Genomic DNA, 18,759 nt, shown 5'->3' with positions numbered 1-18,759 from the left:
AAAAAACAGTATAAAGATAACAAAAAAAGAATGCAAGAGGCAACTTGCATTCTTAATCAAGCTTTTCACCGTCAAACACACCCGAATCATTTAAAACCTTCCGCAAATGTCGATATTCATGGCTGGTCCAAAAATCTGGCGCATTAATTAACTCTTTGGCATCTTCGCGCGCCGTTTCAAGAGCCCGGTAATCATGCACCATATCTGCCATTTTAAATTCAGGCAGCCCGCTTTGTTTGCGGCCAAAGAAATCTCCCGGCCCGCGCAGCTCCAGGTCTTTTTCACTGAGCACAAACCCATCGTTCGTTTCTGTCATAGCGGTCATCCGCTCTTTGCCGGTTTCAGACTTTGGATCAGCAATCAGCATGCAGTACGACTGCTCTGATCCCCGTCCTACCCGTCCACGCAGCTGGTGTAGCTGTGACAAGCCGAATCGCTCTGCATCATAAATAATCATCACCGTTGCATTCGGCACGTTTACCCCGACTTCTACCACTGTTGTGGAGACTAACACATTCCATTCATTCGCGCTGAATGCCTTCATTACGGCTTCTTTTTCTTCACTGCTCAGACGCCCATGCATTAAGCCGACTGTAAACCTTCCTCCGAAATACTGGGTCAGCTGTGAATGGACATCAAGCGCATTTTGAAAATCAAGCTTTTCCGATTCTTCAATCAGCGGGCAGATCACATAAGCCTGCCGCCCCTTTCGCAGCTCTTTTTCTGTAAATTCAAGCACGCGGCCAAGCATTTCTTCTTTTGCCCAATAGGTTTCGATTGCTTTGCGGCCAGCCGGCATTTCATTAATGATCGAGACGTCCATTTCACCAAAAACGGTAATGGCAAGTGTTCTGGGAATTGGCGTTGCGGTCATAAACAGGACATTAGGATTTTCACCCTTGGACCGAAGCACGCGGCGCTGATTCACCCCGAACCGGTGCTGCTCATCCGTAATGACAAGTCCAAGCTTATGAAAGACAACATCATCTTGAATAAGGGCATGCGTCCCGATTAAAATATCAATTTCGCCTGCTTCAAGTGCTGCAAGCAGTGCTTTGCGGCGCTTTCCTTTTACAGTTCCGGTTAATAGGGCTGTTGTGATGCCAAACGGCTCCAGCATCTCATGCAGTGATTTTGCATGTTGCTCCGCTAAAATCTCGGTCGGCACCATTAAGGCCCCTTGAAATCCTGCTGTTACGGAAGCATACAGCGCCAATGTCGCAACAGCGGTTTTTCCGCTTCCTACATCCCCCTGCAGCAGCCGGTTCATTCGGTACGGCGATTTCATATCGGCACATACCTCATTTACGGCTTTTTTCTGCGCATTTGTTAATTCAAAAGGCAATGAGTCAATCAGTTCTTTTAGCTTAGCGAGATCATATTTTTGAACAATCCCCCCGGACTGTTCCCGAATCGTTTTTCGGAGCGCCTGCATTTTAAGCTGAAAATAGAAAAATTCCTCGTATACAAATCGCCGCCGCGCCTGTTTCATCTCTTTATGTGAAACCGGAAAGTGAAGGGCACGAATCGCTTCTTTTCTTTCCATTAACCGGTATTGTTGAATCAAATGAACCGGCAGCGTTTCTTCTATATACTCACCAAAGGAGTCGATTGCCTGTTTTACAAGCTTCCGAAACTGCTTGAGAGGAATGGCATTGCGCAGTAAATAGACCGCTTCGAAATCCGTACCGCGTGCATAGGCCCCTTTCTCCATTGTCTGGCCGGAAATAGCCAGGCGGTGGCGGTCCCACTTTCCGGTCACGGTAACCGTGTCGCCGACGGACGCTTTTTTCTTTAAGTAAGGCTGATTAAAAAAAGTGACGTTAATCAAATGAGGACCTGACAAAAATTTAAATGTCAGCCGCGACTTTTTCTTTCCGTAATACATGATGGAAGGCTCGGTTTGAATCACACCTTCGATCGTAACTTTTTCATCGTGTTCTGCTTCTTCAGGGCTTTTCAGTCTCATATCTTCATAGCGTGCCGGCACAAATTCCATTAAATCCCCTACCGTAAGCACACCAATAGAAGCCAGAGATGCTTCCGCTTCTTTGCCTGCGCCTTTTAACACACTGACAGGCTGATTCAGCGGATGGCTTGTTTCAAGCATGTTTTTTCCTCCCTTCCTTTTCAACGTGAAAAAGAGAGAGAATAATCTCCCTCTTTTGTTTATTCAACCGAAAAGATAAACGGATATAGCGGCTGTCTGCCATTATGCACTTCCACTTCGATATCCGGGTACGTTTCTTCAATAAAACTTGTTACTTGTTCAACCGTTTCTTCTGACGCTTCTTCCCCATGAATAACCGTTACGATTTCTGACTCGTCATCGATCAGCGACTGCAGCAGCTCTTTCGCCGCTGATGCCGATTCTGTATGCGTGACCACAATTTTCCCTTCAGACAGTCCCATAAAGTCATTTTTCTTAATATCGATGCCATCAATGGTCGTATCACGAACAGCGTATGTGATTTGTCCGGTTTTTACCTGCGTGGATGCTGCAGTCATGGCGTCCTTATTCCATGCTGCATCACTTTCTGGATTAAACGCAATGAGGGCTGCCAGACCTTGCGGAACGGTCTTGGTTGGGATAACAGACACAGTCGTTTCCGTGATATCTGCTGCCTGCTCGGCCGCCATAATAATATTTTTGTTATTTGGCAGAACAAACACGTGCTCAGCATGGCACTCCTGGATTGCTTTAACAATATCTTCTGTGGACGGATTCATCGTTTGACCGCCTTCAATAACAGCGGCTGCTCCGATACTCGTAAATAACTCAGCAATACCGGCTCCCATCGCAACCGCTATAACACCATATTTAGCCCGCTGTACCGGCTGGGCTGACGCCTGGGATGTGCTGCCAGTAATCGCACTATGCTGTTCACGCATATTTTCAATCTTCATATTGATTAAGCTTCCGTATTGCTGCCCAACGGTCAGTACTTCTCCCGGATGTTCAGCATGAATATGCACTTTGGCAATTTCATCATCAGCAACCACAAGCAATGAATCACCAAATCGGCTTAATTCATCGCGGAAGCGCTCTTCAGAAAAAGGATGTTTAACGAGCTTTTCTTTTTCAAATTTGACCATAAATTCCGTACAATAGCCAAATTCAATATCTTCTGTGTTCATAAAGCTCTGCACACTTTTACGGTGCTCCGCACTGACAAGCTCCTTTATGTCCTGGCGGTCCGAAAGCGCTGCCGGAAGTGCTTCTCCCTTCAGCTCAGCGAAAAAGCCTTCGTATACAAGCAAAAGACCCTGCCCGCCGCTGTCGACTACGCCGACTTCTTTTAACACAGGCAAAAGCTCCGGTGTCCGGTTTAAGGAAGCCTGTCCTTCTTTCACAAGCGCTTCTACTACCGCGACAATATCAGATTCTTTTTGGGAAACGGCTACCGCTTTTTTAGCGGCGTCTTTTGCCACCGTTAAAATCGTTCCTTCCACTGGCTTCATCACCGCTTTGTATGCCGTTTGAACGCCTGCTTCAAATGCGGCAGCAAGTTCAAACGCGGATACTTCCTGCTTGCCGGCCACTGCTTTTGCAAACCCCCGAAAAAGCTGAGATAAAATAACGCCTGAGTTTCCGCGCGCGCCCATTAAGAGCCCTTTCGACAGCGCTTCTGCCGTTTTCCCAAAATGGCGCTGCGTGCCCGCTTCTGTTTCCTTTGCTCCTGATGTCATTGATAAATTCATATTCGTGCCGGTGTCGCCATCCGGCACGGGAAATACATTCAGCGCGTCAACCATTTGTGCATTTGCTGATAAATGCTGTGCGCCTGTTTGCACCATCCTGGCAAAGCGCAATCCGTCCAATGAAGTTATACCCACAAAAATTTCCTCCTCACACTACGGGTTCGTTACCCGCACACCCTGTACAAAAATATTAACAGAATCAACTGATAATCCGACGGTTTGATTAAGTATATATTTTACTTTTGACTGCACGTTGCTGGCTACTTCGGAGATTTTCGTTCCGTAGCTCACGATAATATACATATCAATAAAAATACGGTCTTCTTCCTGGCGTACGACAACGCCGCGCGTAAAATTTTCACGACGCAGCATTTCAGCCAGGCCATCTTTTAATTGATTTTTTGATGCCATACCGACAATACCGTAGCAATCTACCGCCGCACCGCCTGCGATCATCGCGATGACTTCATTTGAAATGTCAACTTGACCAAGTTCAGTCGTTAATTCAATCGTCACAAAACATCCTCCTCGCGAATCAAACTATTCTCATTTTACTATATTTATCTGCCACTTCACAACTCACGGGCCGGATCTGCCGCTTATTCACTGTCAAGTGATTTTTCTTGAAAGACTTCTTCAAAGCTGTTGCATTCATTCATTGATTGTGATAAATTATTTAAGTGTCTTGCATATAAAAACGTAGACAATTAACGATCCTGAATAGTAAGGAGTGAATACAATGCCAAAAAAATGTGTTATTTCCGGCCGCAAAGCACGTACTGGAAACAACCGCTCACACGCGATGAATTCAAGCAAACGTACGTGGGGCGCTAACCTTCAAAAAGTTCGTATCCTTGTTGACGGTAAACCAAAACGTGTTTGGGTATCTGCCCGCGCACTTAAATCTGGAAAAGTTGAGCGCGTTTAATTTTTCCTTTCATAAAAAAGCACCTGCGCCAAACGGCACCGGTGCTTTTTTATTTTTTCTTTTTCCCTGCTGACATAAACATCCGAATCATGCCCCCGACAAACTTTGGCAGTTTCAATGTGTAAAATTTCACTAGCTTCTCCTCCCGTCACGGCTTCTAATAACCATTAATATGCCTGAACGGAACGAAAAGACCCCCTTTTTTTCAAGGATTTCATTACTTACACATCTTGAGGAACCCGGCTGAATCGTGTAATTGTCGAGCGGATATTTAAAGCCGGACAGCGTCAGCCCTTTTACGCTTTCATTCAGCGCAAAAAAAGAAACGTACGGCCATCCTTCCCTTTGAGGAATAACTCCTTCTCCGGGTGAATAAACAGCTAGTTCATTTTGACAGTCTACGATCATAACCGGACAGGAAAGCTCCCTTTTTAACAGCAGCGTAACCGCCCCGAAAAAGTGATCAAGACGGCCGCCGGTTACGCCATATAAAAAAATCATCTCTGGGTTTTGCTTTGCTGCGTCATTGAGGGCAATTTCAAGGTCAGTTTCATTTTTTTCCGCTGGAAACTGCACATGATTCCGGACTTCTGCCGCCACACGGCGCCATTCTTTCTCCGTTATGGAATCAAAGTCGCCAAAGGCCTTGTCCGGCGTGATCCCACGGTCAAGCAAGTAAAGAGCGCCACGGTCTACACCAATCCATTGCTCCCTTAAGGCGGGATCCCTTTTTAACACAGGCAGCTCCGTTTCCGGACCGCCGGCAACGATCCGGATAATCACGCTTTTTCCGCGGCAGCCCGGATCGCCCGGATGGCCGCACCCCGGTCCTTTTCATTATAGATCGCTGAACCGGCAACAAGCACATTTGCTCCGGCCTCTATACAAATTCGGGCCGTTTCCGTATTGACACCGCCGTCTATTTCAATATCCACCGACACACCCGCTTTTGTGATCATATCGCGAACACGGCGGATTTTCGGTACAACGGCTTCAATGAAAGACTGCCCTCCGAACCCAGGGTTTACAGTCATTAGTAAAACCATATCAATATCACCGATCACATATTCGAGTACATCGACCGGTGTAGAAGGGTTTAACACAACTCCCGCTTTAATGCCAAAGGAGCGGATAAGCTGAATGGTCCGATGCAGATGCGGACATGCTTCAGCATGAACCGTAATAATATCGGCTCCGGCTTTCGCAAACGTCTCAATGTACTGATCAGGGTTACTGATCATCAAATGAACATCAAGAGGTAATGCTGTTACTGGCCGGATCGCTTCCACAATCAACGGGCCGATCGTGATATTCGGCACGAAATGTCCATCCATTACATCTACGTGAATATAGTCAGCTCCACCCGCTTCTACATCTTTTATTTCTTCACCAAGCCGCGCAAAGTCAGCGGATAAAATAGATGGGGCAATCTTGATCATAACGTCAGTACCTCGGCTTTCTCTCTTTAATTTCCTCTATAAATTGCAAATAATGCTCATAGCGATAATTTGGGATTTCTCCTTCTGCTACTGCTTCTTTTACCGCGCATTTCGGCTCATTTAAATGCAGGCAGCCCCTGAATTTACAGTCGGAGCTCCGGTCTGCCATTTCTGGAAAACACGCGGATAGTTCATCCAGCTCTATTCCTTCAAAATCCAACGAACTAAAACCCGGCGTATCGGCGACTAGTCCGCCTGCCGCTGGAATGAGCTCCACATGCCGTGTTGTATGCTTGCCCCGTCCCAGTGAACTGGAGATCTCATCCGTTTTCAAGGCAAGATCCGGCCGGATCGCATTTAACAGGGAAGACTTCCCAACGCCTGACTGTCCGGCGAATACCGATGTTTTTTCTGTTAAGTGGCCTTCCAGTAAGTGAAGGCCATCCATTGTTTCTGAAGAAGTTTCCACAACTGTGTAGCCAATCCTGCGATAATCGGCCACGTATTCATCGAGCGTTTTTCTGTCTTCAGCTAAATCCATTTTGGTCAGGCAGATAACCGGTTCAATATTCTTCGATTCAATTAAAACTAAAAAACGGTCTAGAAGCACTGTGCTGAAAGCAGGTTCCATCACTGAAAAAACGAGGACCGCCTGGTCAATGTTTGCAACAGGCGGACGAACCAAATCATTTTTCCGCTCTTTAACGGTTAGAACGTAGCCTTCTTTTTCATTTTCTGCTTCATATTCTACATAGTCACCGACAAGCGGTGTAATATTTCTCTTCCGGAATACCCCCCGGCCCCGGCATTGAATAATATCTTCTCCATCGAGCACGTAGTAAAAACCGCTTAACGCTTTGATAATTTTGCCTTCTGGCATGTAGCACCACCTTATTCAGATTGTGTTTTTTCCGGGTAAGGAATCGTTTCATCCATAATGACGACCTGATCCCGCACCACCTTATATCCTGCTTTTTGGTCTTTCTCAATCACAAACTGCAGTGTTCGCTTCGTTTCTTCTGTAATTAAAAACTTTTCATATGGTTCTGTCATACTATGTGTAGCATCTTCTACATAAATCTGAACCTCTTGAGGCTCTCCTTCCACCTCAGGCACGTATGGAATCACCACTTCTGTTGATACTTCTGCCGGCGGAATTTCCTCCGGTCCTTTTGAAAGTGTGACTTTAACCGTACTACCCGGCGCCACTTCACTTCCGGCCTGCGGCGACTGCCTGATCACCTGGCCCGCCGCAACAGAATCCGAGTATTCTTCTCCGGAAATATCAATGATAATGCCATTTGCATCCTCATAGTCTTCCAGGCTTTTTTCCGTATAGCCCGAAAGATCTGTCAGCACGACATCGGCAAGGCCTGCGCTCACTGTTAATTCAACGTCTGTTTCTTCAGGAATGACGTGCTCATCCGCATCCGGGCTTTGCTCCAGCACCGTTCCTGCTTCACTGTCGTCATATTTCGGCTCGGTGTCAACATTACGAAAGCCGGCTTCTTCGAGCAATTCCAGTGTTTCCTCCAATGTTTTCCCGGTGTAATCTTCCATTGCTTCTTTTTCTTTACCGGCCGAGACAAACAAGTCAATCTCACTGCCTTCTTCTACTGTTGTTCCCGCTTTTGGCACCGTTCGAATCACTTTTCCTTCTTCAATATCTGCACTGAATTCCTTATCGGAGTCACCTACAACAAAACCGGCATTTATTAAAGTGGCAGCAGCTGCCTCCGGACTGCTTCCGTTTATATCCGGCACTGCTATCTGCTTCGGCACCATCAGCATAAACCAGGCTGCAGCGCTGAGGGCGCCCAGAATAAGGAGCACGAGCAGAAACCATGGCCACTTTCTTTTCTTTTTCTGCGGCTTAGCATTTGTATCACTATCTGTTTTCTGCTTGATTTCTACAGGCGGTACAGATGGCTGGATTCGCTCCGGCGGCTTCGATGAAATAATCGGAATCGCTTTTGTGATTTCATCATTATCATCCGGAATTTTAAATTTTTCCTCATGCACGCGGTAAGGCTCTAAGGCAGTAGACAAATCGTGTTCCATTTCTTCTGCACTCATATAGCGGTGAAAAGGATCTTTTGCTGTTGCATGAAGGACGATATTTTCAATGCTTTGCGGAACTCCTGGATAAAGTTGTTTAATAGATGGAGTCTCTGCCTGCAGATGCTTTAAAGCAATGGAGACAGCCGATTCACCCGAAAACGGGAGCTTTCCCGTTAACAGCTCGTACATGACAATCCCAAGTGCGTAAATATCAGACTTTTTTGTCGCCATTCCCCCTCTTGCCTGCTCGGGGGAAATATAATGAACAGACCCAAGAACCGCATTTGTCTGCGTAATAGAAGTTGCACTCATCGCCATTGCAATACCAAAGTCAGTCATTTTTACAATTCCATCCCGATCAATAAGCATATTGTGTGGTTTTACATCACGGTGAATAATGGAATGCTGATGGGCAAATGCAACGGCCGCAGTCATCTGCCTCATGATATCAATAACGGTTTCGTACGGAACGGGAGAAAATTGCTGAATGTATTCTTTCAGCGTCATTCCGTCCACATATTCCATTACGATAAAGTGAATATTATCTTCTTCCCCAACATCGTAAATACTGACTATATTCGGATGAGCCAGGCTTGACGCTGCCTGGGCCTCACGCTGAAACCGACGCAAAAATTCATCTTCTCCGGCAAAATCAAACCGCAGGACTTTAATAGCCACATCCCGGTCTAAAATCATATCGCGGGCCAGGTATACATGCGCCATTCCGCCGCCGCCAATCGCCCGGACGATTTTATAGCGCCCGCTTAAGCTTCTGCCAATTAACATCGCCGTCACCCGCTTTCGCGTTCGGCACAATGCTCGAGAATTGCGACTGTAATATTGTCTTCTCCGCCGTTTTCATTGGCCAGACGAATCAGAGTATTTGCTTTTTCATGAAGCGTATCTGGTGATTGCAGAATATGGCTCATTTCAAGAGCTGACACTTTGTTTGATAAACCATCAGAGCAAAGAAGGAGCAAATCTCCTTCTTCAAACATGATCGTTCTGTAATCAACAGACAGCTTTTCGTCTGTTCCGAGAGCTCGTGTTAGTACATTTTTTTTCGGATGACTCTCTGCTGCTTCCTTGGTAATTTCACCTGATTTAACGAGTTCATTCACAAGTGAGTGATCTTCCGTAACTTGTGAAAAGCCGTCCTCACTCTGCAGGTAACACCGGCTGTCTCCAATGCTCGCAATCGCGCAAAACCGGTCTGTGCAAAGAGCCGCTACCAGTGTCGTTCCCATACCGCTGCATTCTGGATGGGTATGGGCATGAAATAAAATTTCTTTATTGATCACTGGTATAATCGCCTTCATCCAGTTTAAGGCCTCATCCGGCGATTGAATATTCAATGCTGTTTCGTTCCAATGCTGTTCAAACATGCTGATGGTCATCCGGCTTGCGGTATCTCCCGCATTGTGCCCGCCCATTCCGTCTGCTACAACGGCCAGGCACAAGCTGCCGTTATGATGAAAAACACCCCCGCTATCTTCATTGTGCGAGCGCACTCGTCCGCGGTCTGTTTCAAACACAGCATTCATCTTGTCACCTCGTTTCGCTGGCACGCTCTTTCGCCCGAAGCTGGCCGCATGCTGCATCAATATCCGTTCCCTGCTCACGTCGAATCGTTACGTTTACACCATTGTTTTTCAATGTTTTTTCAAACTCAAAAATCTTGTTGCGCGGTGTGCGAACATAATCCCGCTCGGGCACGTAGTTCACCGGGATTAAGTTTACGTGGCACTTAATTCCTTTGATCAAAGCAGCAAGCTCTTCTGCATGAGCCACTGAATCATTCTCACCGCCGAACAGTCCGTATTCAAATGTGATACGGCGGCCCGTTTTTTCTGTATAGTAACGAATCGCTTCCATCAAGTCCTTCAGCTTGTATGCACGGTTAATCGGCATAAGCTTTGTGCGCAGTTCATCATTTGGTGCATGAAGAGATACCGCGAAGTTAATTTGTGTTTTTTCATCGGCAAATTTGTAGATTTTCGGTACAATCCCGCTCGTTGATACGGTAATGTGCCGCGCTCCAATGTTCAAGCCTTTTTCGTGGTTAATAATGTGTAAAAATGACATCATTTCCTCATAATTGTCGAACGGCTCTCCGATACCCATAATGACGACAGAGCTTACCCGTTCTCCTACTTCATCGAGTGCCTGCTGCACTTTTACAACCTGCGCCACAATTTCACCAGCTTCAAGGTTCCGTTTTAAACCGCCAAGTGTTGATGCACAGAACGTACAGCCGATTCGGCAGCCAACCTGCGTCGTTACACAAATGGAGTTGCCATATTCGTGGCGCATCAGCACGGTTTCGATTGAATACCCATCATGCAGTTCAAATAAAAATTTAATCGTACCATCAGCGGATTCCTGCTGAATGGCTGTTTTCAGCACCGTAAACACAAATGCCTCATCGAGCTTTGTGCGCAGCTCTTTCGATAAGTTGGTCATATCATCCACGGTTTTCGCCCGTTTTACATACAGCCAGTCAAAAATTTGATCAGCCCGAAATGGCTTTTCCCCGTTTGCTGAAAGCCACTCTTTAAGCTCATGAAGTTCCAGTGAATAAATGGATGGCTTCTGCGGTTCCGTCTGCTTTTTTCTCGCTGTTGTCATTTATTTATTTTCCTTCTTTCTAAATTTACTTATAAAAAATCCATCGCCGCCAAAATCGTCTGGAAACACTTGAACCATATTCGCTTCTTTTTCTATAGAGATGTGCTCAAGAGGGGCAGGCTCGAATTCGGGATGAGCATCCAAAAAGGCGTTCACCGTACCTTCATTTTCTTCCCTATCGACCGTACATGTACTGTAAACGAGGACACCGTCCTTTTTTAAAAGCGGCACAGCGGCATCTAAAATCGCCAGCTGAATCCGCTGCAGGTTATCGAGATCCTGTTCCGTTTTAGCATATTTCAAGTCCGGTTTCCTGCGAATAACGCCAAGCCCTGAACAAGGAGCATCCACTAAAATCGCATCAAAAGTTTCTTCTGCAAACAGTTCTCCTGCTTTGCGGGCATCCTGCTTTTGAACATGGATGTTCGAGAGCGTAAGCCGCTCGGCATTCTGAGCAACAAGTTTCAGCTTGTGCGCGTGAATATCCAGCGCATCAATCCAGCCTTCTCCATTCATTTGTTCAGCAAGATGTGCGGTTTTTCCGCCCGGTGCTGAACACATATCTAAAACACGCTGGCCGGGCTTCACACCTAAAACAGGGGCGACGAGCATTGAACTTTCGTCTTGAATGGAAATAGCCCCGCTTTTAAAAAGATTTGAACGTGCTGCATTTCCTTTTAAAATTCTGACTGCATATGGAGAGACGTCAGAAGGTTCTGCTTCAAACCCCTCTTCTGCCAGGGCCTGGATGGCTTCATCACGCGTCATCTTCATACTGTTTACACGAACGGTCTGTTCTGGTGCTGTTAAGTTGTGCCGGCACATCGCTTCTGTTTTTTCTTTCCCGTATGCCTTGATCCATCTTTTCACAAGCCAGAGTGGATGGCTTGTTTCAATCGAAATGCGTTCTGCATCATCTTGAATGAAAGCCGTATCCGGAACACCTTCTCGCTGGACAGACCGAAGCACACCATTGACCATGCCGGAAATGCCTTTATGACCCCTTTTTTTCGCAATTTCAACTGCTTCATGAATAACCGCCCTTTCCGGTACTTTATCAAGATAGACCATTTGATAAAGAGATAAACGAAGTAAATTATGCACCCAGCGCTCAGGCTTTTTTTTCAAAAAAGGAGCGAGATAGAAGTCAAGCGTCATCTTCCGCTGAATGGTGCCATAGGTGATTTCCGTCAGCAGCGCTGCGTCCCGGCCCGACAAATTATTTTTTTCGATTGCCGTATTCAGCATCAAATTGCTGTAAGAACCACTTTTTTCTACCGTATCAATTAAGTCGAGCGCAATTTCGCGCACATTCAATGATTTCATATTAGTCTCCAAATACAGCACCGGCTTGAAGGAATGATCCTGAACCACGCAGGTAATCGCGTGCACTCATCCGTTTTTTTCCTGCCGGCTGCAATTCTGTTATTTTAAGCGCTGTTTCTGAACCGGTCGCAACGACAATGCCGTCCTCTTCAAGAGCAAGTACGGTGCCGGGTGCGCCGCTTTTGCCCGCCGTTTTTTCACTTTTCCATACTTTCACGACGGCCTCATTAAGAGTGGTATACGCAACCGGCCAGGGGCAAAGCCCTCTTACCTGATTGTACAGTTCTTCTCCCGGGCGGCTCCAGTCAATTTTTTCATCCTGACGGCGAATATTAGGCGCAAATGTTGCTTTTGCCCCGTCCTGGGGGGTCCGCGAAGAAGTGCCTTCGATGATAGCCGGGATGGTTTTAGACAGCAACTCCGCACCAACCGCACTTAGTTTGTCGTGCAGGGTGCCTGTGTTGTCATCTTCCTCAATGGTCACAGCCGCCTGTGAAATAATGTCCCCTGCATCCAGTTTTTCAGCCATATACATAATCGTGATGCCTGTTTCTTTTTTTCCCTGAAGGATCGAATAGTGAATCGGAGCACCGCCCCGGAGTTCCGGCAAAAGAGAGGCATGAACATTAATGCACCCATAATTTGGCGCCTCAAGAAGGGCATTCGGCAAAAGCTGCCCGTATGCTGCCGTAACGACTAAATCAGGCTTTAAGGCGATAATTTCATCAAGCTCGGCCGACTTCGACAGCTTTTCAGGCTGCAAAACCGGAAGCCCATGCTCTAGAGCTGCTGCTTTAACCGGCGGCGGCGTTAACACTTTTTTACGGCCTACAGGTCGATCGGGCTGTGTGACCACAGCTAGGATTTCGTAGCCGTCTTTGATGATCTGCTCAAGCACCGGCACGGAAAAATCCGGGGTTCCCATAAAAACGATCGTGGTCACTCTTCATCCGCTCCTTTCAATTCCTCAGCCGGAATATATTTTTCCACTTTAGATGTAAATAACACGCCGTCTAAGTGATCCATTTCGTGCAAAATAGCCCGTGCCAGAAATCCGCTTGCTTCAAACGTGTAAAACTGGCCTTTGACGTTTTGAGCTTTGATTTTAATTCGATTGGGGCGGGTTACCTCCCCATATAAATCGGGAAAGCTCAAACATCCTTCGATATCTGTCTGGCTGCCCTCTGAAGAAAGCAGCTCAGGATTGATTAACACAATTAAGCCATGTTCGTCTTCAATATCCACAATGGCAAGGCGCATATCTTTCCCGATTTGCGGGGCAGCGAGGCCGACGCCGTCCGCTTGAATCATGGTTTCCTGCATATCACGCACCAGGCGCTTTAATTTACTGTCAAATTGTTTAACCGGCTGGCATTTTGTTTCTAAAATGTCGGCTGGATGTTTAACAATGGATAAAATCGTCATTGCGTTCCTCTTTTCTACATCAGTACATATGGGTGAATATCAATAGATACAATAAGCCCATTTGATTTTCCTTGTTTTGCATAATGCTCAAGCACCTGCTTCAACACGGTGCCAAGCATTGGTTCACGTTTGTATTTTATCAAACATTGCCACCGATATCTATTGTTGATCCGTGAGATCGGTGAAGCGACAGGGCCAAGCACAACCGCCGCTGGAGAGAGCTCCGGCTTAATATTGGCGGCAATTTTGCCGGCCTCGCTTGATGCGGTAATCGCTTCTTCATGGCTGACTGTAATAAGCGCAAGAAAATAAAATGGAGGATAGCCTCCCGCTTTTCTCACTTGCATCTCCTGCTCGTAAAATGCTTCGTAATGCTGGTCAGCAGCAAGCTGAATGCTGTAATGCTCCGGCGTATAGGTTTGAATCACCACTTCACCCGGCAATGTATGCCGGCCGGCCCGTCCGCTTACTTGCGTTAAAAGCTGAAATGTTTTTTCTGATGCACGAAAATCCGGCAAATGCAGCATCGTATCCGCGCTTAAAACACCGACGAGCGTAATATCCGGAAAATCAAGTCCTTTGGCAATCATCTGCGTGCCGAGCAGTATATCAGCTTCCTTGTCAGCAAAGCGTCTCAGCAGCCGTTCATGGGCTCCTTTTGTACCGGTTGTATCTACATCCATTCGAATAATCCGCGCTTCCGGCAGCAGTTTTAAAAGCTCTTCTTCTACCTTTTGTGTACCTGTGCCAAAATGGCGGATATGTTCACTGCCGCATTCCGGGCATACGTCAGGCGACAGCTCCTCATGGCCGCAATAATGGCATTTCAGCTGATGGCGGTGACGGTGATACGTCATTGACACATCACAGTTGGGACATTCCGGCACGAATCCGCAGTCACGGCACATAATAAAAGAAGAATATCCACGCTTATTTAAAAACAGGACAGTTTGTTCTCCTTTTTGAAGGCGGTCTTTTATTTTTTCAAATAAGTTTCTAGAGAACATAGACCGGTTTCCTTCCCGCAGCTCTTCACGCATATCGACAATATCGACGGAAGGCAGCGGGCGGTCATTGACACGTTCGGACAGCGTCAACAGCTTGTAGACCCCTTTTTTTGCCCGGGCAAAGGATTCTAAAGAAGGAGTTGCACTTCCTAAAATAACCGGACATTGATAGTAACCGGACCGCCAAATAGCCACATCACGCGCATGGTAACGGGGATTTTCTTCCTGCTTATAGCTTGTTTCATGCTCTTCATCAATAATGATTAGCCCGATGTTTTCGAACGGAGCAAAAACAGCGGAGCGGGCGCCCACAACCACTTTTACTTCCTTGCGGCTGATTTTCCGCCATTCGTCATATTTCTCACCCGTAGACAGTCCGCTGTGAAGCACCGCCACGTCATCGCCAAACCGCTGTTTAAACCTGTCCGTCATTTGAGGCGTCAATGAAATTTCCGGAACGAGCACAATCGCTTCCTGTCCTTTTTGAATGACTTCGCTGATGGATTGCAGATAAATTTCTGTTTTCCCGCTTCCGGTTACACCATGAAGCAGAAAGGTTTCTGCTTTGTTTTCTTTTATATTCTCAATAACAGGCTCAATCGCCGCTCTTTGAGTAGGTGTCAAGTCAAGCGGCTGATCTGGTTTAAATGTCCGGCCGGCTAAAGGGTCACGGTATGTTTCTTCCTGCTTCTCTAAAAGCAGCCCTTTTTCGATGAGTGCTTTTGCAACAGCAGATGAAATACCTGTTTCCTTGAGCGGTATCCATTTTCCTTCTGTTCCTTGAAAAAGCTGGAGAGCCTCCGATTGTTTTATAGCATTTTTCGGCATAGACTGAAGGGTTCGGGCCAGTCCTTCCTCAGGTAGCGGACATTGAACCATACGAATCGTCTTTTTTCGCCCTTTGCTTTTCACAGAATAAATTACATCAAGCGATCCTTTTTTTACTTCCTTGCGTATTTGGGCAAGCGCACCTGCCTCGGACGCTTCTTCCCATGTAATTTCTTCACGGTCTCCAAAAAGGGAATGGGCTTCTCTGCTCAGCGCGCTGTGACCGGTTATGCGGATATGCTTTGCATACTTGGCTTTCATCGCAGCCGGAAGCATCGCCTGCAGCGCTGAAATTTTAAAGCATAACGATTCGGCTGTCAGCCAGTCGGCGAGTGAAAGCAATTCTTTATTTAATACCGGAACAAGATCCATTGGTTCTACAATCGGCTTTAGCTTACGGCTTTCCGGCTCTTCTTTTACATCCAGCACAAACCCCTGCACATGGCGCGGGCCAAATGGGACGATCACCCGCATACCCGGCTGAATCATCCCTTCCCATCTGGAAGGAATTTCGTAGTCAAACGGGCGGTCCGTCTGGCGGACCGCAACGTCCACGACGACAGAAGCGATATTCATTTTTCCTCACCCATCCGCTCGGCTGCTTCCTGCAGAATACGGAATGCTGCTTCTTTTTTGGTCATTTTCTCAAAGTCCTGGTGTGTGCCGTCACGGTGGAAGATCGAGATAATATTCGTATCACCGCCGAAGCCGGCTCCCACCTGCTTGACATTGTTTGCCACAATCATATCTGTGTTTTTTGATTCAAGCTTCCTCTTTGCGTACGTCTCTACATCATTTGTTTCAGCCGCAAAGCCAATTAAAAATTGGTGTTCTTTTTGTTCGCCAAGTGTTTTTAAAATATCCTTCGTCCGCTCAAGCTCAATTGTAAGCGAACCGTCCTGCTTTTTCATTTTATTGTCAAGCACAAAAGCAGGGCGGTAGTCTGCAACAGCAGCCGTTTTCACAACAATATCCGCATCAGGATAAACGCGCATCACTTCCTGAAACATTTCTTCTGCACTTTCTACCTGTCGGACGGTTACACCACCAGGAGGCTTGATCGCTACAGGTCCTGAAATTAACGTAACATCTGCCCCAAGTTCCCGTGCTGCTTCCGCCACTGCATATCCCATTTTGCCTGTTGATTTATTGGTAAAAAAGCGCACTGGATCGATCGCTTCACGTGTGGGCCCTGCTGTTACGACAACTCGTTTTCCTTGAAGAATCTTTTGTTCGCCTTTAGCGAAAAATTGAGTGGCAAGTTCTGCAATCCTCTCAGGCTCTTCCATCCGCCCTTTCCCTGTATATCCGCAGGCAAGGTAGCCTTCACCGGGTTCGATAAACCGGCAGCCGAACGACCGCAGTGTTTCCATGTTTTTTTGTACAGCAGGGTGCGCATACATATTTACATTCATGGCGGGTGCAATCCACCTTGGCGCTGTACCGGCCAGGAGAACAGTTGATACCATGTCATCTGCCATCCCGTGAGCCATTTTGGCAATGATATTTGCTGTTGCCGGTGCCACAATCACAAGGTCTGCCCAGTCTGCAATATCAATATGAGCAATTTTAGCGGGATCTTTTTCATCGAATGTATCGGTATATACCGGTTCACCGGACAGCGCCTGAAAAGTGACCGGCGCTACGAACTTACGGGCGGATTCGGTCATGACTACTTTCACATGAGCACCCGCCTGTTTCAGCTTGCTCGTTAGTGCCGCCGCTTTGTAAACTGCTATGCCGCCGCTGACGCAAAGCAAAATGTTTTTTCCGTTCATTCCCTTTTCCTCCGTTCCAGTCAACTCTTTATGCCAATATGATAGCATACAAAAAGAAAAGGCCGGTATTCGCCGCCCTTTTCCGTTTTTCTTATTTACACTTCGTCTGAGTACGTTTTGTTCTCGTCTTTCTTTTTCATGACAAGCTCATCCGCATAAATCTCTTCAAGCGCCTTTCCAACAAACTTGTGCGACCGATACGCTCCAAGCACGCCTTTTCCTTTGTTTTCCTGCATTGAACGGGCGCGCTTTGCAGCTACGCTGACCAATGAATATTTAGAATCAATTTTTGTTAGTAAGTTATCAATAGATGGATATAGCATTATTGTTCCCCTTCCAGTTCAAGCATAATTTGGTAGCGGTGCTGTACACGCTCACGCCGGCAGTGCTCTGCTTCAACGATAGACTGAATGCGCGAGCATGCCCGCTCTACTTCATCATTTTCAACGACGTAGTCATACAAGTCCATCATATCAATTTCTTTGCGTGCCTGCTCCATACGGCCCCGGATCACTTCATCCGTCTCCGTACCGCGGCCGACAATCCGGCTGTGCAGCTCCGAAAGACTCGGCGGCGCTAAGAAAATAAACAGTCCTTCCGGAAACTTTTCACGCACCTGTCTTGCACCCTCTACTTCAATTTCAAGGAAAATATCTTTCCCTGCGTCGAGCGTTTCCCGAACGTAATCAACCGGCGTTCCATAATAGTTGCCGACAAATTCTGCGTATTCAAGCAGTTTCCCTTCCTTGATCAGCTGCTCAAATTCCTCGCGGGATTTAAAAAAGTAATCAACGCCGTCCACTTCTCCTTCGCGCGGTTTGCGCGTTGTCATGGAAATGGAATACTCGAACTTTACATCTTTTCTTGAAAAAATCGCTTTACGCACCGTTCCTTTGCCCACGCCGGACGGTCCGGACAATACGATCAGCAAACCTTTTTCTTTCACTTACTTCACAATCCTTCCTCAGCATCCTCATCTTTTAGCGCCGCACGATTCGCCACCGTTTCCGGCTGAACAGCAGACAAAATAACATGATGGCTGTCTGTTAAAATGACCGCACGTGTCCGGCGGCCAAATGTGGCATCGACGAGATTTCCTTTTTCACGCGACTCTTGAACGAGCCGCTTCATCGGTGCCGACTCCGGGCTGACAATCGCTACAATCCGCTCTGCCGAGACGACACTGCCAAATCCAATATTGATTAATTGCATCAATCTTGATCCCCTTTGTCACGTTTCGTCCGTTTTTGCACACTCGAATTATTATATCATAAATGTTGCTTTTCCTGCTCGATAAATGCAAGAACCTCTTCTTTTTCTTCAAAGGGGGTTGAAAGGCGGAGATCGGTTTTCATTTTTTCTGTTTCCAATAGAAAGTTTTCCTGCTTTAGTTTTTCCAGTTGCACTTGTTCTTTAATCATTTTGTATTGCAATTTCATTTGGCTTCTTTTATAAGATGTAAAAATGGCAGCAAGAGGGATGGAAAAAATCATAACTACTGCGACCAGCTCTGTCATAATACGCCTCTTTTCTGTATAAGTTTGTCAGAATAAGTATACAGCAGTTTGAACGGTTACAAAAGAAATGTCCTCAAATTTACGAAAGGCCCCATCCCATGGTAAGATGAATAAATATGT

Annotated in this window: 20 protein-coding genes; 1 reads left to right on the top strand and 19 read right to left on the bottom strand. The window is 46.6% G+C overall.

What is annotated here, in order from left to right; all coding sequences use genetic code 11:
• Nucleotides 1-52 precede the first annotated feature (52 nt).
• Genes recG through RIN81_RS02040 form a run of 3 tightly spaced genes read right to left on the bottom strand, consistent with a single transcriptional unit; the run spans nt 53 to nt 4,218 of the window.
• A complete protein-coding gene (recG, locus tag RIN81_RS02050; RefSeq protein WP_309087056.1) occupies nt 53-2,110 on the bottom strand; it encodes an ATP-dependent DNA helicase RecG in 2,058 nt (685 codons plus the stop codon).
• 59 nt (nt 2,111-2,169) lie between these two features.
• Nucleotides 2,170-3,837 carry a DAK2 domain-containing protein gene (locus RIN81_RS02045; protein ID WP_309087055.1) on the bottom strand — a complete coding sequence of 556 codons (1,668 nt, stop codon included), beginning with the start codon at nt 3,835-3,837 and terminating at the stop codon, nt 2,170-2,172.
• Between the two features lie 18 nt (nt 3,838-3,855).
• Nucleotides 3,856-4,218, bottom strand: coding sequence for an Asp23/Gls24 family envelope stress response protein (locus RIN81_RS02040; RefSeq protein ID WP_309087054.1), 363 nt, complete (start codon nt 4,216-4,218; stop codon nt 3,856-3,858).
• Between the two features lie 223 nt (nt 4,219-4,441).
• Between RIN81_RS02040 and rpmB the strand changes: the two genes are divergently transcribed.
• The gene (gene rpmB, locus RIN81_RS02035; RefSeq protein WP_045850130.1) at nt 4,442-4,630 is read left to right on the top strand and encodes a 50S ribosomal protein L28; all 189 of its coding nucleotides are present in this window, start codon (nt 4,442-4,444) and stop codon (nt 4,628-4,630) included.
• 49 nt (nt 4,631-4,679) lie between these two features.
• Here rpmB and spoVM read toward each other — a convergent pair whose 3' ends face one another.
• The 16 genes from spoVM to RIN81_RS01960 form a co-directional block, all read right to left on the bottom strand.
• Nucleotides 4,680-4,763, bottom strand: a complete 84-nt coding sequence (gene spoVM / locus RIN81_RS15735) for a stage V sporulation protein SpoVM (RefSeq protein WP_050181490.1) — start codon at nt 4,761-4,763, stop codon at nt 4,680-4,682.
• Nucleotides 4,763-5,413 carry a thiamine diphosphokinase gene (locus tag RIN81_RS02030; RefSeq protein ID WP_309087053.1) on the bottom strand — a complete coding sequence of 217 codons (651 nt, stop codon included), beginning with the start codon at nt 5,411-5,413 and terminating at the stop codon, nt 4,763-4,765. The genes spoVM and RIN81_RS02030 overlap by 1 nt, the downstream gene beginning before the upstream one ends.
• Nucleotides 5,410-6,069 carry a ribulose-phosphate 3-epimerase gene (rpe, locus tag RIN81_RS02025; RefSeq protein ID WP_309087052.1) on the bottom strand — a complete coding sequence of 220 codons (660 nt, stop codon included), beginning with the start codon at nt 6,067-6,069 and terminating at the stop codon, nt 5,410-5,412. The genes RIN81_RS02030 and rpe overlap by 4 nt, the downstream gene beginning before the upstream one ends.
• 4 nt (nt 6,070-6,073) lie before the next feature.
• Complete coding sequence (gene rsgA, locus RIN81_RS02020) at nt 6,074-6,949, bottom strand: ribosome small subunit-dependent GTPase A (RefSeq protein WP_309087051.1); 876 nt, start codon at nt 6,947-6,949, stop codon at nt 6,074-6,076.
• A gap of 11 nt (nt 6,950-6,960) precedes the next feature.
• A complete protein-coding gene (pknB, locus tag RIN81_RS02015; protein WP_309087050.1) occupies nt 6,961-8,916 on the bottom strand; it encodes a Stk1 family PASTA domain-containing Ser/Thr kinase in 1,956 nt (651 codons plus the stop codon).
• A 5-nt stretch (nt 8,917-8,921) separates the two neighbouring features.
• Nucleotides 8,922-9,674: a Stp1/IreP family PP2C-type Ser/Thr phosphatase gene (locus RIN81_RS02010; protein ID WP_242232090.1), complete on the bottom strand. Its 753-nt coding sequence runs from the start codon at nt 9,672-9,674 to the stop codon at nt 8,922-8,924.
• Between the two features lie 4 nt (nt 9,675-9,678).
• Nucleotides 9,679-10,758, bottom strand: coding sequence for a dual-specificity RNA methyltransferase RlmN (gene rlmN / locus RIN81_RS02005; protein ID WP_251270294.1), 1,080 nt, complete (start codon nt 10,756-10,758; stop codon nt 9,679-9,681).
• Complete coding sequence (rsmB, locus tag RIN81_RS02000) at nt 10,759-12,084, bottom strand: 16S rRNA (cytosine(967)-C(5))-methyltransferase RsmB (protein WP_309087049.1); 1,326 nt, start codon at nt 12,082-12,084, stop codon at nt 10,759-10,761.
• Nucleotide 12,085: 1 nt separating this feature from the next.
• Nucleotides 12,086-13,027, bottom strand: coding sequence for a methionyl-tRNA formyltransferase (fmt, locus tag RIN81_RS01995; RefSeq protein ID WP_309087048.1), 942 nt, complete (start codon nt 13,025-13,027; stop codon nt 12,086-12,088).
• Entirely contained in the window at nt 13,024-13,509 is a 486-nt protein-coding gene (gene def, locus RIN81_RS01990) for a peptide deformylase (protein WP_309087047.1), read from the bottom strand. The genes fmt and def overlap by 4 nt, the downstream gene beginning before the upstream one ends.
• A 14-nt stretch (nt 13,510-13,523) precedes the next feature.
• Entirely contained in the window at nt 13,524-15,920 is a 2,397-nt protein-coding gene (gene priA / locus RIN81_RS01985; RefSeq protein WP_309087046.1) for a primosomal protein N', read from the bottom strand.
• Entirely contained in the window at nt 15,917-17,122 is a 1,206-nt protein-coding gene (gene coaBC / locus RIN81_RS01980; protein ID WP_309087045.1) for a bifunctional phosphopantothenoylcysteine decarboxylase/phosphopantothenate--cysteine ligase CoaBC, read from the bottom strand. Before coaBC ends, priA begins: the two co-directional genes overlap by 4 nt.
• A 95-nt stretch (nt 17,123-17,217) precedes the next feature.
• A complete protein-coding gene (rpoZ, locus tag RIN81_RS01975) occupies nt 17,218-17,445 on the bottom strand; it encodes a DNA-directed RNA polymerase subunit omega (protein ID WP_309087044.1) in 228 nt (75 codons plus the stop codon).
• On the bottom strand, nt 17,445-18,068 hold the full coding sequence (gene gmk, locus RIN81_RS01970) for a guanylate kinase (RefSeq protein ID WP_251270308.1): 624 nt from the start codon (nt 18,066-18,068) through the stop codon (nt 17,445-17,447). Before gmk ends, rpoZ begins: the two co-directional genes overlap by 1 nt.
• 5 nt (nt 18,069-18,073) lie before the next feature.
• The gene (gene remA / locus RIN81_RS01965) at nt 18,074-18,334 is read right to left on the bottom strand and encodes an extracellular matrix/biofilm regulator RemA (RefSeq protein ID WP_050181503.1); all 261 of its coding nucleotides are present in this window, start codon (nt 18,332-18,334) and stop codon (nt 18,074-18,076) included.
• A gap of 56 nt (nt 18,335-18,390) precedes the next feature.
• Nucleotides 18,391-18,639 (bottom strand): hypothetical protein, encoded by a 249-nt coding sequence (locus RIN81_RS01960; protein WP_309087043.1) that lies wholly within the window; start codon nt 18,637-18,639, stop codon nt 18,391-18,393.
• Between the last annotated feature and the right edge of the window lie 120 nt (nt 18,640-18,759).

The sequence above is a fragment of the Domibacillus sp. genome, assembly GCF_031181085.1.
Classification (GTDB): Bacteria; Bacillota; Bacilli; order Bacillales; family Domibacillaceae; genus Domibacillus.
Note: the sequence above shows the minus strand (reverse complement) of the source record. Positions and strands in the feature narration are given on the sequence as shown.

Coding starts and splice junctions, on each gene's coding strand:
- recG (WP_309087056.1), bottom strand. CDS start 2,110: ATGCTTGAAACAAGCCATCCGCTGAATCAGCCTGTCAGTGTGTTAAAA.
- rpmB (WP_045850130.1), top strand. CDS start 4,442: ATGCCAAAAAAATGTGTTATTTCCGGCCGCAAAGCACGTACTGGAAAC.
- rpe (WP_309087052.1), bottom strand. CDS start 6,069: ATGATCAAGATTGCCCCATCTATTTTATCCGCTGACTTTGCGCGGCTT.
- rsgA (WP_309087051.1), bottom strand. CDS start 6,949: ATGCCAGAAGGCAAAATTATCAAAGCGTTAAGCGGTTTTTACTACGTG.
- pknB (WP_309087050.1), bottom strand. CDS start 8,916: ATGTTAATTGGCAGAAGCTTAAGCGGGCGCTATAAAATCGTCCGGGCG.
- RIN81_RS02010 (WP_242232090.1), bottom strand. CDS start 9,674: ATGAATGCTGTGTTTGAAACAGACCGCGGACGAGTGCGCTCGCACAAT.
- rlmN (WP_251270294.1), bottom strand. CDS start 10,758: ATGACAACAGCGAGAAAAAAGCAGACGGAACCGCAGAAGCCATCCATT.
- rsmB (WP_309087049.1), bottom strand. CDS start 12,084: ATGAAATCATTGAATGTGCGCGAAATTGCGCTCGACTTAATTGATACG.
- def (WP_309087047.1), bottom strand. CDS start 13,509: ATGACGATTTTATCCATTGTTAAACATCCAGCCGACATTTTAGAAACA.
- priA (WP_309087046.1), bottom strand. CDS start 15,920: ATGAATATCGCTTCTGTCGTCGTGGACGTTGCGGTCCGCCAGACGGAC.
- coaBC (WP_309087045.1), bottom strand. CDS start 17,122: ATGAACGGAAAAAACATTTTGCTTTGCGTCAGCGGCGGCATAGCAGTT.
- rpoZ (WP_309087044.1), bottom strand. CDS start 17,445: ATGCTATATCCATCTATTGATAACTTACTAACAAAAATTGATTCTAAA.
- remA (WP_050181503.1), bottom strand. CDS start 18,334: ATGCAATTAATCAATATTGGATTTGGCAGTGTCGTCTCGGCAGAGCGG.
- RIN81_RS01960 (WP_309087043.1), bottom strand. CDS start 18,639: ATGACAGAGCTGGTCGCAGTAGTTATGATTTTTTCCATCCCTCTTGCT.